The 15,129-nt window shown below is 66.3% G+C and carries 11 protein-coding genes; 4 read left to right on the plus strand and 7 right to left on the minus strand.

Going from position 1 to position 15,129, the window contains the following annotated elements; all coding sequences use genetic code 11:
• On the plus strand, positions 1-1,207 hold a 1,207-nt coding region (locus tag JOY90_RS03500), incomplete at its 5' end, for a Do family serine endopeptidase (RefSeq protein WP_291689775.1).
• 348 nt (positions 1,208-1,555) lie between these two features.
• Positions 1,556-2,692 carry an FAD-dependent monooxygenase gene (locus tag JOY90_RS03505; protein WP_291689776.1) on the plus strand — a complete coding sequence of 379 codons (1,137 nt, stop codon included), beginning with the start codon at positions 1,556-1,558 and terminating at the stop codon, positions 2,690-2,692.
• A gap of 36 nt (positions 2,693-2,728) precedes the next feature.
• Here the strand turns inward: JOY90_RS03505 and JOY90_RS03510 are convergent, their stop codons facing one another.
• The 5 genes from JOY90_RS03510 to JOY90_RS03530 all read right to left on the minus strand — a co-directional run bounded on the left by JOY90_RS03510 (position 2,729) and on the right by JOY90_RS03530 (position 8,309).
• Positions 2,729-4,003, minus strand: a complete 1,275-nt coding sequence (locus JOY90_RS03510; RefSeq protein WP_291689777.1) for an MFS transporter — start codon at positions 4,001-4,003, stop codon at positions 2,729-2,731.
• The gene (locus JOY90_RS03515) at positions 4,003-4,893 is read right to left on the minus strand and encodes a TauD/TfdA family dioxygenase (protein WP_291689778.1); all 891 of its coding nucleotides are present in this window, start codon (positions 4,891-4,893) and stop codon (positions 4,003-4,005) included. The genes JOY90_RS03510 and JOY90_RS03515 overlap by 1 nt, the downstream gene beginning before the upstream one ends.
• Before the next feature lie 169 nt (positions 4,894-5,062).
• Positions 5,063-6,106, minus strand: a complete 1,044-nt coding sequence (locus tag JOY90_RS03520; RefSeq protein ID WP_291689779.1) for a 2Fe-2S iron-sulfur cluster-binding protein — start codon at positions 6,104-6,106, stop codon at positions 5,063-5,065.
• Positions 6,106-8,007, minus strand: coding sequence for an ethylbenzene dehydrogenase-related protein (locus JOY90_RS03525; RefSeq protein WP_291689780.1), 1,902 nt, complete (start codon positions 8,005-8,007; stop codon positions 6,106-6,108). Before JOY90_RS03525 ends, JOY90_RS03520 begins: the two co-directional genes overlap by 1 nt.
• Positions 8,004-8,309 (minus strand): hypothetical protein, encoded by a 306-nt coding sequence (locus JOY90_RS03530; protein ID WP_291689781.1) that lies wholly within the window; start codon positions 8,307-8,309, stop codon positions 8,004-8,006. Before JOY90_RS03530 ends, JOY90_RS03525 begins: the two co-directional genes overlap by 4 nt.
• A gap of 569 nt (positions 8,310-8,878) precedes the next feature.
• Here JOY90_RS03530 and JOY90_RS03535 point away from each other — a divergent pair.
• Both JOY90_RS03535 and JOY90_RS03540 read left to right on the plus strand, forming a co-directional pair.
• Positions 8,879-10,630, plus strand: a complete 1,752-nt coding sequence (locus JOY90_RS03535; protein WP_291689785.1) for a type I secretion system permease/ATPase — start codon at positions 8,879-8,881, stop codon at positions 10,628-10,630.
• A gap of 69 nt (positions 10,631-10,699) precedes the next feature.
• The gene (locus tag JOY90_RS03540) at positions 10,700-12,805 is read left to right on the plus strand and encodes an HlyD family type I secretion periplasmic adaptor subunit (protein ID WP_291689782.1); all 2,106 of its coding nucleotides are present in this window, start codon (positions 10,700-10,702) and stop codon (positions 12,803-12,805) included.
• Between the two features lie 23 nt (positions 12,806-12,828).
• Here JOY90_RS03540 and cysN read toward each other — a convergent pair whose 3' ends face one another.
• A complete protein-coding gene (cysN, locus tag JOY90_RS03545; RefSeq protein WP_291689783.1) occupies positions 12,829-14,691 on the minus strand; it encodes a sulfate adenylyltransferase subunit CysN in 1,863 nt (620 codons plus the stop codon).
• Positions 14,691-15,129 (minus strand): sulfate adenylyltransferase subunit CysD (gene cysD, locus JOY90_RS03550; protein ID WP_291689784.1); only part of this gene is annotated, 439 nt, incomplete at its 5' end. The genes cysD and cysN, both read right to left, overlap by 1 nt.

A 15,129-nucleotide genomic window follows, 5' to 3' on the forward strand; every position in this document is an offset into this window, starting at 1 on the left:
CCGTCAATTCGGTATGCCCAACAGCCCCGGCATGCAGCGCCATCAGACGGTCACCGGCGAAGGCTCCGGATTTTTCATCTCGGCCGACGGCTACGCGGTGACCAACAATCACGTGGTGGACCATGCCAAGACCGTCCAGGTCACGACCGACGACGGTACCAAATACACGGCCAAGGTGGTGGGAACTGATCCCAAGACTGACCTTGCGCTGATCAAGGTCGATGGCAAGAACAACTTCGCCTATGTCAATTTCGCCGACCAGCCGCCGCGGATCGGCGACTGGGTGGTCGCGGTCGGCAACCCGTTCGGCCTTGGCGGCACGGTGACGGCCGGCATCGTTTCCGCGCGCGGCCGTGACATCGGCGCCGGTCCCTATGACGACTACATCCAGATCGACGCGCCGATCAACAAGGGCAATTCCGGCGGACCCGCGTTCGACGTCAACGGCAACGTGATCGGCGTCAACACCGCGATCTTCTCGCCGTCGGGCGGCTCGGTCGGCATCGGCTTCGACGTTCCCGCCTCCACCGCCAAGCAGGTGATTGCAGAGCTCAAGGACAAGGGCTCCATCACCCGCGGCTGGATCGGCGTCCAGGTGCAGCCGGTGACATCTGACATCGCCGACAGCCTCGGCCTGAAGCAGGCGCGCGGCGCGATGGTGGACAATCCGCAGGACGGCGGGCCCGCCGCCAAGGCGGGCATCGAGGCCGGTGACGTCATTACCGCGGTCAATGGTGACGCGGTCAAGGACTCCCGCGATCTCGCCCGCAGCATCGGCATGATGGCGCCGGGCACCTCGGTGACGCTGGACGTGCTCCACAAGGGCCAGTCGAAGCAGGTCAAGGTGACGCTGGGCGAACTGCCCAATGACCGTCAGGCCAACGCGGGCAACCGCGACGATGACCAGACCGAGCAGACCGCGGGCACGCCGCGTCTCGGCATCGGCGTCGCGCCGGCCCGCGATGTCGAAGGCGCCGGCGACAAGGGGGCGGTGGTCACGTCGATCGATCCCAACGGTCCCGCGGCCTCGCATGGTCTGAAGACCGGCGACGTCATCCTCAATGTCGGCGGCAAGGTCGTGTCGAACGCGGGCGACGTCCGCTCGGCGCTGTCGGAAGCCAAGGCCGCCGGCAAGCACAGCGTCCTGATGCAGGTGAAGACCGCCGACGCGACGCGGTTCGTCGCGATCCCGTTCGCGAAGGGATGACGTCGAAGGGCTGATCAGCGTCAGCTTCAAACGTCATGAAAGCCGAGGGCCGGGTTGCATACCCGCCCTCGGCCTACGGCGTGGAGAGCCGTAGCTCGCAGAGCGAAGGCGGAAGCGCCGTGCCCACCATCGTCTCAACAGCGGTGGTCCAGAAGGATGGGCACGCTGCTGCCTTTGCGCGACGAACTTTGTGCACGTGGCCGCTTAGCCCACCCTACCGATCTCATGACGCCGACGCGACGTTTCCGGTGAGGCGGCGTCTCTCACGCCGATGTGGACAGCCGGCTCGCCGTGGATGACACTCGTCGCGAGACCGGCCCAAGCCGGCGAGTGTCGAGGAAGGAAAAGATGAAAAAACTCTCGGTGGCCGTGATCGGAGCGGGCATGGGCGGGCTTGCGAGTGCTGCGGCGCTGACGCGTGCCGGCCTGGACGTGCAGGTCTACGAGCAGGCGGGACGGTTCACCCGGCTCGGCGCCGGAATCCAGATCGGCTGCAATGCCATGAAGGTGCTGCGGGAGTGGGGGCTCGAGCCTCTGATGCGGCGCCAGGCTTTCTATCCGCGCTCATGGAACAACCGGCAGCACGACACCGCCGAGATCATGTTCGACATGGAGTTCGGACCGTCCGCCGAGGAGAAATACGGCGCGCCCTATCTCTTGGGTCACCGCGGCGACCTGCATGCGACCCTGGCCAGCGCGGTGCCGGCCGACGTCGTCAATCTCGACCATAAGCTCGTTGGTCTCGACCGGTCCGCCGACGGCACCGTCGAGCTGGCATTCGCCAACGGGCGCAAGGTGAGCGTGGATGCCGTGGTCGCCTCCGACGGCGTGCATTCCTTCGTCAAGGAAGTGCTGTTCGGCCGCGACGAGCCCAACTTCACCGGCCGCATCGCCTATCGAACGGTCTATCCGGCCGCGCTGCTCGACGGCTACCAGATCGACGACTGCACCAAATGGTGGGGGCCGGACCGGCATGTCGTCATCTATTACGTCAAGCCGGACCGGAGCGAGGTCTATTTCGTCACCAGCCAGCCCGAGCCCGAGTTCAGGATCGAGTCCTGGTCCACCACCGGCGACGTCGGCAAGCTGCGCGAGGCCTTCGTCGGATTTCATCCCCAGGTGCAGCGGGTGCTCGAAGCCTGCCCGTCCGTGCACAAATGGGCGCTGTTCGATCGAGATCCGCTGCCGCGCTGGGGCGACGGCAACGTCACGCTGCTGGGCGATGCCTGTCATCCGATGACGCCCTACATGGCGCAGGGCGCGGCGATGGCGATCGAGGACGCGGCGGTGCTGTCGCGCTGCCTGGAGGGCGTCGATCGCGAGGGCGTCGCGGAGGCCTTCCGTCGCTTCGAGGCGACGCGGAAGCCGCGCACCTCGCGCGTGCAGCTCAACTCGCGCACCAATACCTGGCTGAAGACGCGCGTCGATCCGGAATGGGTCTATGGCTATGACGCCTGGCGCGAACCGCTCGCGACCTTGAATTGAGACGAAGCCTGCGGCCGGCCGCGGGGCCGACGCGCCTTACGCCGGAGCCGGCACGGCCTGGGCCGGCTCGAACGGCCGGTCGGGATGCATCCGGAACGACAGGCCGGCCCCGAGCAGCAGCAGCGCGATCGAACCGGCGAACGGCATGGTCCAGCTCCCGGTGCGGTCGATCAGGAAGCCGAAGACCGGCGGCGAGATGATGCCGGCGACGCCGAAGCCGAAATTCATCATGCCGCTGGCGAGCCCGGCATGCCGCGGCACGATGTCCATCGGCACCGCCCAGATCGGCGCCACCACCAGCTCGACGAAGAAAAAGGCGGCGGCCAGCGACAGCGCCGCGATGATGACGTCGTGCACCAGCATGACGGGGGTGAGCAGCACCAGGCTGCCGAGCATCCCCGTGATGATGACGTTGCGTCGCGCGGCGACCCGGTTGCCGGTCCGGCGCAGGATGCGGTCGCTGACGAGGCCGCCCAGCGTATCGCCGACCACTCCGGCGAAGAACACACCGGCCGAATAGAACGCTGTCTTGGTCAGGTCCTGGTGGTAGTTCTGGTAGAAGAACGAGGGCACCCAGCTCAGGAACAGCCAAAGCGTCCAGCCGTAGCAGAAATCGACCAGGGTCACCGGCAGCATGCGACGGAACAATCCGAGCCACGGCACCGGCGCCTCGTTGCGGCTTTGACTGCGGGCCGACAGCGCGGCGAATTCCTCGGCATTCAGCGGCGGTGACGTCGGTACGTCGCGATAGAGAAAGCTCCAGGCCAGAACCCAGACGAGGCTCGCCAGCGCCAGCACGACGAACGATCCGCGCCACGAGACGAACTCCACCAGGAGGGCGATCAGTGGCGGCGTCACGGCGTTGCCGAGCCGGGCAAAGGAGTGCGTGATGCCCTGGGCGAAGCCCCAGTTGCGCTCCGGCGTCCAGACCGACATCGCGCGGGTGGCGGTTGGAAAGGTTGCGCCTTCGCCGGTGCCAAGGACGAGCCGCGCCGCGAACAGGCCGACGAAGCCCGCGACCGCGCCGGTTGCGGCGGTCGCGATGCAGACGATCAGCCCGCTCACCGTGAGCGTGCGCCGCGCGCCAAATCGGTCGCCGAGATAGCCGCCGATCAGTTGGAACAGGGCGTAAGGATAGGCGAACGCCGAGAAGATCAGGCCGAGCTCGGTGTTGCTCAGGCCAAGCTCGGCCTTGATCAGGGGCGCGGCGGTGGAGATGTTGACCCGATCGATATAGAGGATCAGGTACATCAGGCACAGGATCGACAGAACCCTGTCGGACGCAGTTAACTTGAACCCGAATCTGTGCATCAGGCGGGGCTCGCGCTGCCCTTGATCTGGGTGCGGTGCATGACGCGCCGCGCCGTGTCGTCGAACGGGTCACGGCGATGCATGGTACAGCGATTGTCCCACATCACGAGGTCGCCGACCTGCCAGACGTGCTCCCACTTGAATTCCGGCCGATCGACGAAGCTCCAGAGCTCGTCGAGCAGTGCCTCGGATTCGGCAAGCTCGAGCCCGACCAGATAGGCGTTGCGCCGTCGGCCGAGATACAGCATCTGACGCCCGGTGTCGGGATGGGTGCAGACCAGGGGATGCACGGCGCCCGGCGAGGCCCGGGGATCGTCGGTCGGGGTGACGCCCTGGCGCAGGAAGCCGCCGCTGTTGTAGGTGCCGTCGTGCTTGATCTTCAGGGAGGCGATGCGGCGCTTCAATTCCGTCGGCAGCGCCTCGTAGATCGCATACATGCTGCAGAACGACGTGTTGCCGCCTGACGGCGGAACTTCGAGCGCGTAGAGCGTGCTCGCCATCGGCGGCTTGTCGAGATAGGACATGTCAGTGTGCCAGACGGCTTCGCCGGCGCCGAGGCTGCCGATCGGCTCGCCGTTCAGCTTGACGTTGGACACAATATATATTTCAGGCAGGCCCTCGACGAAGCGGCGGCCGGTCTCCTGCACCGGCGCCCAGTCGAGGTCGCCGAAACGGCGGCTGAAGGCGATCAGGTCCTGGTCGGCGAGCGTCTGGCCGCGGATCAGCAGGACCTCGTGGCGGTGCCAGGCGCGTTTCACCCCCTCGAAGCGCAATTCGTCGAGTGCCTTGAGATCGACGCCGCGGACCTCGGCGCCGAGCACAGCACCGGTCGGGACGATCTCGATGCCGCCGTCCGCGCCTTGGCGCGCAATCCTGCTTTCGATTTCCATGGCAGCCGGGCTCCCTCGCATGTTCGACGAGACAACCACAACTTGCCTGCCCGATTCAAATCAAAAAGCAATGCAGCCCGCGCTCGCCGCCGACGGGACTTGAAACGATTCGAATGAAACGGTTGAGGACGCCGACATCGGTGTGCCGGCGCCTTGATTCCCTGCGGGCTTATGCAACCCGCAGGACCTGCGCGTTGCCCGCGTTCCTTTGCGGATCGATCCAGGACGCGAGCCGCGTCCGCAAGCTCACCTGCTCGGTCGTCTTGGCATGCGACACGAACGGATCGGCGTAACACTTCGCGCCGGCCGCCCTGGCGATCTTGGCCACGGCGTCCGTCATGCCCGGCGCGCCACAGGTGTAGACCATGTCGTCCGGCGTGAGGTTGGCCGGGATGTACTCGGTGGGCCGGCCGCTGCGGAAGGCCTGCGAGACGTTCTGCGGCTCGGAGATCACGGGAATGATGGTGACGTTGGGGAAACGCGCCAAGCGGCACAGCGCGCGATGCATGTAGAACGACTGCAGCTTCCTGGTTGCGACGATGGCCACCATCTCGCGTTGCGGCCTTTCCGTGATGGCGGCGACCGCAATCGACCACATCGGCGCGAATCCGGTGCCGCCGGCGACCAGGATGGTGCGGCCCGGCTGCTTGCGCCTGAAGAAGGCGGTGCCGAGCGGGCCCATCACCTTGACCTTGTGGCCCCTGCGGATCTTCTGGCCCATCGCGGACGACACGAGGCCGTCCGGATACCGGCGGATGTGGAAGTGCAGAAGGCGATCGTCCGGTCCGCCTTCCAGCGGATAGGTCGGGCTGTAGCTCCTGATCGGGAAGCCGCGGAACTGCAGATTGCAGTACTGGCCGGGGAGATAGCGCAGCGGCTTCGGAAGCTCGAGCGTCACGCCGAACGTGTCGGGCGCCAGGCGAACGAGTTCGGCGATCTCGGCCGAGATCGACACCTGGTCCGGCACCTTCTCGGTGACGATCTTGATGTCGGAGACGACGCGGGCCTGGCAGGCGTAGATCATGTCGCTGCCGTCCTCGGTGCCGCCGAATACCTTGCCGTCGACCAGGCGAACCTTGCAGGAGCCGCAGACGCCGCTGCGGCAATCATGCTGGATGTCCACTCCGCTCATGATCGCGCTGTCGAGCAACAGATCGCCGACATTCGCGTCGAACGTTTCCTTGTTCAGCGTGACCTTGCAGATCTTTCCCATCATTCCACCTCGATACGAATCGGTCGTACGTGCCGCGTGTGCCTGATCTGAACGTGATCGAAGGCCGACACGCGCATGAAGACGCCGCTGCGGAGCGGAACGTCGTATTTGCTCGTGGTATCGAGGCGACGCGCCACCTCGAGCGCCCAATGGCCGGAGGCCCAGCGCGCGGCGCAGCGCACGTCGGCGCGGTCGCCGGAATACTCTCCGGAAATGATGACACCCGGCAGGACGGTGCCGATCGGAATCTGGCTGTCGAGCTCCGGCGAATAGGGCACCGATTCCGCCTCCGTCATGAACCAGCGGGCGTTGTCGCTTTCGCCAACGTTCGGGTCCAGGTTGATCTGTCCCATCGCCGCCGTGGTCGCCGCCAGATCCCTCGGCAGGCGGCGCGGCAGGATGGATTGATTCTCGGCATTAGGCGGGGGCAACATGTCGAAATTGTCACTGTAATTCGCCGAACCTGGGTCGGGAGCGAAGCCGCCCTTGTACGGGACCATGTAGTTCGCCTGCATCGGCGTCGGCTTCTCCGGCGGGCCGAAATGGTCGTCGTCCAGCCATCCGGTGGGGCCGCCGCTGGTCGCCTTCCACTGCCACACGTCGGCATAGATACCTTCCGCAGGCGTGTAGTGCAGGCCGCGGCCCGTCATGGTGGACGGCGCATTCGCGATCGGGTGCGGGCTCGCATGGAAGGTGCGGTCGCCGGCCAGGTCGACGGTCAGGGTGGTGAACAGAACCGAGAACTTGTCCTCGTTGTAGGCGTGCTCGTCGCCGTGTTCGTAGCCGTCGTGCAGCACGTGCCACCCGTCCTTCTTCTTGATCAGGGGCAGCTGCTTCAGCGACCGGGTCGGATCCTGCCAGGTGAAGAGGAAATACGCCCAGGTGCCGTCGTGCACCGCGCGAATGTCGATTCTGGATTCACCGGTGCCGTCGAAATTGTCGCCCTGGTTGGTCAGCAGGGAGTAGGGACGGATGTTGCGCCAGACGGCGTCCGACGTGTCGCCATCGAGGATCGGAGCATCCGTGCTGGCGATGCGATGAATCACCAGCTCGTTGACCATCAGCCAGTTCGTGGCGACGACGGCCCAGGCACCGGTGATGGCCACCGCGGCGGCGACGACGAAGGGATTGGACTGCAAGGTCGTGTTCCGCCGCCGCACCGGGCCGCGCGGCGCGGCGGCGGGCGAATTGGGGTGCCTCGTGGGCGCCGCCGGCCGACGCGGATCGCGCCGCTCGCGCCTGTCCTCGTGAGGAGATTGTGCGGGCTGCAAGGAATTTTTCTCCTCGGTGCGGTGTTCAACGGGCAGCGAGGACTTCTCGACCAGCATCGTCAACAGCTCGACGGCATCGAGTCGCGGCGGTGGCGGCGGAAGCGGAGCCGGCCTGATGATCCTGAGCAGTTGCGACGATCGGCCGATCAGGAAGTGGAGCAGGACGTGAAAGACGACGAAAACCGGGATCGCCCAGCTCGCCCACCAGTGGATCTCCATGAGCGCGTCATTGGCGAAGATGCCGAAGTACAAAAGGCCGCCCGTGAAGATCAGCGCCAGCATCGTGGCGAAGAAGAACCAGGTGGAGATCGCGCCGAATGCGCCGAGCCTCGCCTGCTTGCGGCCGAACAGGCCGCGCAGCCTGACCTTGTCGAGCTGCACGCGGCGGCCCAGCCCGGAACGGGCAATGTAGATCACGTAACTGACCGCGACGCCGACCAGCACCACGGCCGCTTCCATGTGCGGAACCCAGACGTTGGCGCGCGGCAGCAGGACGTCGATCGAGTTGATCCAGGCGTGGTCTGGCGCTTCGGTGGCGATTCTGAGGCCCGTGACGAACGCGACCAGGATCGCTGCGACCAGGACCCAGTGCATGATGATGGTCGGATAGTCCGTTTTACGCTGCCTCACCGTCGCGCTCCTTCTTCGAGCAGGGCGCAACCGAGGGCGTCGACGAAGCGCGAGAATCGCGCGCGAGCGACGCCGTCTTCGTTCGACCGCGCGCGGCACACATCGAACCCCGACCGCGCGATGCTCCGCAAGGAGCCGTTGTTACTTCTACGCAAGACTATCAGTCCCCCGAGTGTCTGTTCGCCGAAATGGCGACCGGAAGTGATCTCCTCTTGTGAGCACACCCCAACACGCAAACGTTCAGACAGCACCGCCCGAGCTGAATGAACCATTCCCAGATCGGCAGCGCGGTTGCCGTCCATCCGATCTTCCCCTCGGAGTTCAGCAGCCACGTCGTTGATGAAGCGAGCTTCCTCTTTCTTCGCGCATCGTCAGTCACCAAGAACTGAACAACACGATCGATTGAGCTGGGTGGAAGGTCGTTTAGTTTCGTGGCGTCATTCGGCCCGGATGGGGGCCATTGTGCAGTGAAGCAAGGTTATAGACGGACGATTTCATGACGTCTCGTTCGGTCGGCGTGCATACCGCTTCTCAACTGTCGGACGGATCATTCGAATTGTCGCGATGATGACCGTCATGTCTTGCCGATTTGAGGATGCGCGGAGCGAATTTCCGCACGATGTTTCTGCGTTTGTTTCCGTGCATACGATGTCGCAAATGCGTCGGCAGAAATCCTTCGCGGTCCAAATCTCGCCGGAAAATGGTCGGCATCGACTGGCAAACGGGCGCTTCAGCGATCTACGTGGAGGCGTACGGGATGAGTATTGTTCCGGACCGCGCGCAAGCATCTTCGTCGTCCGGCTCAACTGGCCAACCGTCCCAGGAAGCCGACGATCCGGTTTCCCGCGGCCTGCGTGAGAGCGCGCGGCGGATGGGCGGCATCGCCGTGTTCAGCGGCGTGATCAATCTCCTGATGCTGTCCGGCTCGCTCTACATGCTGCAGGTGTATGACCGCGTGATCCCGAGCCGCAACATCGCGACGCTCGCCGGCTTGTCGCTGATGGTGCTGGTCGCCTACCTGATGCAGGGCTATTTCGACTCGTTGCGCGCGCGCATGCTGTGCCGGGTCGCGACCTTGTTCGACGTCGGTCTGCAGGATGCGATCCACAACGCGCTCGCCACGCTGCCGCTGCGCGGCGTCAAGCCGATGCTGATGCAGCAGCCGTTGCGCGATCTCGACCAGATCCGCGCGTTCCTGGGCAGCATGGGGCCGACGGCATTCCTCGACATGCCCTGGATTCCGCTGTTCCTGATAGCGCTGTTCATGTTCCACCCGGCGATCGGCATCACGGCCGTGATCGGCACGATCGCAATCGTCACGGTGACGTTGTTCTCCGACAAGATGGCGCGTGGTGCCGCCAAGGCCGCGATGGAGACCAGCGCGCAGCGCCAGGTGCTGGCCGACGCGACCCAGCGCAACGCCGAGGTGATTCAGGCGCTCGGCATGAGGGAGCGATTTTCGGCGCGCTGGGCCCAGATCAACGAGCACTATCTGCGGGAAAACCTTCGCGCCACCGACGTGACCGCCAACCTCGGCTCGTTCGCCAAGGTGCTGCGTTACGTGCTGCAGTCGGGCATGCTCGGCATCGGCGCGTTCCTCGTGGTGTCCGACCATGCCTCGGGCGGCATCATGATCGCGTCGTCGATCATGATGGGGCGGGCTCTGGCGCCCGTCGAGGTCGCGCTGTCGAGCTGGAAGCAGCTCACCGCGGCGCGCCAGGGCATCGCGCGGCTGCGCGACATCTGCAGGGTGACGGCGAAGCCGCCGGCGCCGCCGGTGAGCCTGCCGCGGCCCTGCCGCGAGCTTGCGGTGCAGAACCTGAGCGTCGCGCCGCCGGGCGCCGAGAGGCCGATCGTCTCGAACGTCTCGTTCTCGCTGAAGGCCGGAACCGGATTGGCGCTGCTCGGTGCGAGCGCATCGGGCAAGACCTCGCTCTCGAAGGCCCTGGTCGGAATCTGGCCGGCTCAGGGTGGCGTCGTACGCCTCGACGGCGCGGCGATCGATCAATGGAGCAATGCGGACCTCGGCCGCCACATCGGCTACCTGCCGCAGGACGTGGCGTTGTTCGACGGCACGGTCGCCGAGAATATCTGCCGTTTCGACCATGAGGCCACCTCCGATTCGATCCTGAGGGCGGCACAGATCGCGGGCGTCCACGAGCTCATCCTGCGGCTGCCGGAAGGCTATTCGACGCGGATAGGCCAGGGCGGCATGGCGCTGTCGGCCGGCCAGCGCCAGCGCGTCGGACTTGCACGCGCGGTGTTCGGCGATCCCTTCCTGGTGGTGCTGGACGAGCCCAATGCCAATCTCGACGCCGAAGGCGAGAACGCGTTGTGTCGCGCCATCCAGATCATGCGCCACAACAAGAGCATCGTGATCGTCATCTCGCACCGGCCGAGTGCGCTCGCCGCGCTGGACATGGCGATGGTGCTCTATGACGGCAAGGCGATCGCGTTCGGCGCATGCGCGGAGATTTTCGCGCGGGTTCGGGCCTCGCAGCAGGGGCAGGTCGGCGCGGCCAAGGGGCCGGTGCCGCAGGTCCAACCCGTGCAGCCGGTTCAATCGGCGCCGACGCCGGGCATCAAGGCGCCGCGCCGGGCGGCGGTCGCAGAAAGCGTGTAGGCCATGAACTATCGAGAGCGAATCCCGCCTCTGGACGATTCGGTCGAGCGGTTGGATGACGGATCCGGAATGGGCGATTTCGGTCCGCAGGGCGAAGCCCTGATTCTCGAATTGCAGCGTCTGCGCCACGAGTTCGACGAAGAGGGCGAGCCGAAAGGCCGGCGTCAGCGCGCCGCCTCGTCCGACAGGCAGCGGCGCGGCAACTCGCCGAAGCGACGCCGCAAGAGCAAGATGGGGAAGGCGATCGACGGCTGGCTCCAGCAGATCGGCCTGAAGGCGCCGATCGAGCAGGATGCGAGAAGCGGCGCCGCCAAGCGGGAGCCGGGGCGGCAGGAACGAGGCCGGGGCGAGCCGCTTCGGCGAGAGCAGGGACGCGGCGAGCCGGTCAGGGGCGAAGCCGGCGGCAAGCCGTCCCGCAGAAAAGAACCGATCGTCATCAACAAGCCAGAGCCGTCGCGAGCGACGCCGCTGGGGCGGAAAGAGCCGCCGTCGAGAAGGCCGCCGGTCAGGCCCACGCCCGCCCGGCGCGAGCCGCCGCCGTTCGAGCTGGTGCCGCCGCAGGCGAAGCGCAACAGTCCGCCGACCGTTCCGGATGGCGACACGCCTCTGGATTTGATGAGGCCGGGTCCGCAAATCCAGACCCGGCGTGGACCGCAACAGCCGTCGATCCTGCTGCAGGGACCTCCTCCGGCGCTGCCGGGCTCGTCCAAGGACCTGCCGGGTCCGTCCAAGGAATCGAGCGGCTCGAAGCAGCTCGTGGCGCGGCCGGCGGCGCCGGCCGGAAATCTGATCACGCGCTGCCGCGCCGGGCTCACCGCCGGCTTCGAATTCGTCGCCTATCACGGCGCGCCTGCGCCGCCGGCCGATGGCGGCCTGGTGTTGCGGACCCGCTGGTCGTTCGAGCGCGAGCTGCGCGCCGGGCTTCGCATCCTGATCGTGGCAGCCGTGTTGGGCGGCGGTTGGCTGGTCTTCGTACCGCTCGCCGGGGCCGTGGTCGTGCCGGGCAATCTCGTGGTGCAATCGAACGTCAAGCAGATCCAGCATCCGACCGGCGGCGTCGTCGCCGAGATCAAGGCGCAGAACGGCGTGCGGGTCGAGGCCGGCGATCTCCTGGTGCGGCTCGACGCGACCCAGACGCAGGCCGGCCTCGAGGTCATCACCAAGCAGCTCGACGAGGCGCGCGCGCGCATTGCGCGGCTCGTCGCCGAGCGCGACGGCGCGGCGCAGATCGCGTTTCCGCCCGAGCTCACGTCCCGTTCGGGCGCGGAAGACACCAAGAGCCTGATGGCGTCCGAGGAGTCGCTGTTCAAGGCGCGGGCGAGCTCGCGACAGAGCCAGAAGGATCTGCTGCAGAGCCAGATGGGGCAGCTCACCCAGCAGATTTCCGGGCTCGACGCGCAAGTCGATTCCCATGCCAAACAGCTCGATCTGATCCAGGGCGAGCTCGCCGGCGTGCAGGACCTGTACGACAAGCGGCTGGTGCCGCTGACACGATTGACCAGCTTGCAGCGCGACGCGGCGCGCATCGACGGCGAGCGCGGGCAACTGACGTCCTCGATCGCCGAGACCAAGTCGAAGATCGACGCTTCCCAGCTCCAGATCATCCGCATCGACCAGGATTTCCGCGCCGAGGTCGTGAAAGACCTCAACGAGGCGCAGGCCAAGGAAGCCGAGCTGACCCAGAAAGGCGTCGCGGCACGCGATCAGCTCGACCGGATCGAGATCCGGGCGCCGACCTCCGGCACCGTCAACCAGCTCGACGTTCACACGATCGGAGGCGTCATCAAGGCGGGCGAGACCATCATGGAAATCGTCCCGGATTCGGACGATCTGCAGATCGAGGCGCGGGTCGACCCGAAGGACATCGATCACGTCAAGAACGGCCAGAAGGCATTCGTGCGCCTGACCGCCTTCAACCAGCGCACGACGCCGCAGCTCAACGGCGACGTCACCTATGTGTCGGCCGACGTCGGCAAGGATCAGCAGCAGGCCGGCAAGACGTTCTACACGATCCGGGTGGTGCTGCCGGAGGAGGAGCGCCGGCGGATCAGCGGCCAGCAGCTCGTTCCCGGCATGCCGGCCGAGGTCTACGTGCAGACCGGCAGCCGGACGATGATGAGCTACCTGTTCGAGCCGATCAGCGATCAACTGCGGCGCGCGTTCGTCGAGAACTGAGGAAGGCCGGCAGCGGGTGCCGGCTACAGGTGCCCGCGGTCGGTCAGCAACCTGATCACCTGCGCAGCGAGGCGCTCCGCCGGCTCGCTTAGGGTCGACAGGCGGAGCTCCGGCGCCTGCGGAATTTCATAGGGCGCGTCGAGGCCGGTGAAATTCTTGATCTTGCCCTCCCTCGCCTTGGCGTAGAGCCCCTTCGGATCGCGCCGCGCGCATTCCTGCATCGGGGTGTCGACATGGACCTCGATGAACTCGTCGTTGGCGACGAGGCCGCGGATCATCTCGCGCTCGGCCCTGTATGGCGAGATGAATGAGCAGAGCACGATCAGCCCGGCATCGACCATGAGTTTGGCGACCTCGCCGGCCCGCCGGATGTTCTCGACCCGGTCGGCCTCGGTGAAGCCGAGGTCGCGGTTGAGGCCGTGCCTGACATTGTCGCCGTCGAGCAGCATGGTGTGCCGGCCGCGCGCGAACAGCTCCTGCTCGACCAGATTGGCAATGGTGGACTTGCCGGCGCCCGATAATCCCGTGAACCAGACCACGCAGGCCTTCTGCGCCTTGAGGCCGGCGCGATCCTGCTTGGCGAGGGTGAGCTTCTGCCAGGCGATGTTGCTGGCGCGGCGGAGCGGAAACGCGATCATGCCGGCGCCCACCGTGCGGTTCTCGTAGCGGTCGATCAGGATGAAGGCGCCGGTGCGGCGGTTCTCCGTGTAGGCGTCGAAGCAGAGCGGCCGATTGGTCGAGAAATTGCAGAAGCCGATCTCGTTGAGCTCGAGGGTGGTCGCCGCCATGTGGTCGCGGGTGTTGACGTCGATCCGGTGCTTGATCGCCGTCACGCTCGCCGACGCCGTTTGGGTGGCAAGGCGCAGGACATAGGAGCGGCCGGGCACCAGGTGCTCGCGGTCCATCCAGATCACCGTGGCGGCGAACTGGTCGGCCAGCGCCGGGCGTTCGGTCGGACGCGCCAGCATGTCGCCGCGCCCGACGTCGACCTCGTCGTCGAGCAGGAGGGTGACGGCATCGCCGGCCGCGGCGCGGGCGAGATCGCCGTCATGGGTCACGATTCGCTGGATGCGGGAGAGGTGGCCCGAGGCGGCCACGACGACCTTGTCGCCGACCGCGATGGCGCCGGACGCGATGGTGCCGGCATAGCCGCGGAAATCCTGATCGGGCCGATTGACCCATTGCACCGGAAAGCGGAAAGGCCGGCTCGTCGTCTCGGACACGATGTCGACGCGCTCGAGATAGTCGAGCAGGCAGCGACCGCGATACCAGCCGGTGTTCGGCGAGCGCGCGACCAGATTGTCGCCATGCAGGGCGGACATCGGGATCGGCTCGATCGAGGCGAATCCGAGCGCGGAGGCGAAGGCGAGATAATCGCCGACGATGCTGTCGAAGACGTCCTGGCCGTAGCCGACCAGATCGATCTTGTTCACCGCCAGCACGACGTGACGGATGCCCAATAGCGCGCAGATGAAGGTATGGCGGCGGGTCTGGACCAGCACGCCCTTGCGGGCGTCGACGAGGATGACGGCGAGCTCCGCGTTCGAGGCGCCGGTGGCCATGTTGCGGGTGTATTGCTCGTGGCCGGGCGTATCGGCGACGATGAAGGCGCGACGGCCGGTCGCGAACAACCGATGGGCGACGTCGATGGTGATGCCTTGCTCGCGCTCCGCCTCGAGCCCGTCCACGAGCAGCGCGAAATCCTTGAGACCGTCCTTCGCGCCGGCCCGGGCGCTGTCGGCGGCGAGCGCGGCGAGTTGATCGTCGTGGATCAGCCCGCCGTCGTGCAAGAGGCGCCCGATCAGGGTCGATTTGCCGTCATCGACCGAGCCGCAGGTGATGAAGCGCAGCAGGTCCTTTGCGGTGGTCAAGTCGGCCTCGCGCATCAGAAATATCCGTCCCGCTTCTTCTTTTCCATGGAGGCGGCCTCGTCGCCGTCGATCAGCCGCCCCTGCCGCTCGGAGAATTTTGCGCTACGGAGCTCCGCGAGAACGGCCTCCACCGTCGCTGCCGTGGATTCGATCGCGCCGGTCAGCGGATAGCAGCCGAGCGTGCGAAAGCGCACCGTCCGCATCTGCGGCACCTCGTCGGGAAACAGCGGCAGCCGGTCGTCGTCGAGCATGACGAGCGTCCCGTTGCGGTGGACCACCGGCCGCGGCTCGGCGAAGTAGAGCGGCACGACCGGGATTTTCTCCCGCATGATGTATTCCCAGACGTCGAGCTCGGTCCAGTTGGACAGTGCGAAGACGCGCATGGTCTCGCCGCGGCGGATCCTGGTATTGAACAGGTTCCAGAGCTCCGGTCGCTGATTGCGCGGATCCCAG

Origin of the sequence: Bradyrhizobium sp. (assembly GCF_019242285.1) — a bacterium.
Taxonomy (GTDB): domain Bacteria; phylum Pseudomonadota; class Alphaproteobacteria; order Rhizobiales; family Xanthobacteraceae; genus Bradyrhizobium.